The 777-nt window shown below is 57.1% G+C and carries 1 pseudogene; it reads left to right on the forward strand.

Annotated elements, in window-relative coordinates:
* Positions 1-713, forward strand: a pseudogene (gene tolB / locus ACR0B3_RS24355) (Tol-Pal system protein TolB); the annotation flags it as partial.
* Positions 714-777 lie beyond the last annotated feature (64 nt).

Genomic DNA, 777 nt, shown 5'->3' on the forward strand with positions numbered 1-777 from the left:
GCAGCGCAATTGTTCTTGCGCCCCGCTTTTCGCCAGATGGGCGCAGCTTGCTCTACACATCCTATGAAAGTGGCACACCGCGCATCTATCAGATGGATATTGCGAGCGTGACCCATCGTCCTTTGGCCGATCTTCCTGGAACCATGACCTTTGCCCCGCGCTATTCCCCTGACGGGCAGCGCGTTGTGTTTTCGGTCGAGCGTGGCGGAAATAGCGATATTTATGTGCTTGATTTGGTCACGGGCATGCAGACACGTTTGACCGAAGCGCCTTCAATTGAAACGGCTCCAAGCTTTTCACCAGATGGCAGCCAAGTCGTGTTTGAAAGCGACCGCTCTGGCAACCAGCAGCTTTACATCATGCCTGCCACGGGTGGCCCTGCGCAGCGTATCAGCCGCGGCAGCGGTCGTTATGGCACCCCCGTCTGGAGCCCGCGCGGCGACTATATCGCCTTCACCAAACAAGAGGCAGGGCGGTTCCATATCGGCGTCATGCGTATTGATGGCAGCGAAGAGCGCCTTTTGACAGCGTCTTTCCTTGATGAAGGGCCAACTTGGGCGCCGAATGGGCGCGTGGTTATGTTCACCCGCGAAACTGCAGGCACAAATGGCGCGCCCGCGCTTTATTCGGTCGATATTTCGGGTCGCAACCTTCAGCGTGTCGCGACACCGGGAATGGCGTCCGATCCCGCTTGGTCACCGCTGTTGCAATAACCCACACGTGATTGGCCAAATCATTATGCCCGATTCACAACGCGCTTTGGACATGTTACACAGG

This window comes from Ruegeria sp. CE9 (genome assembly GCF_056537425.1).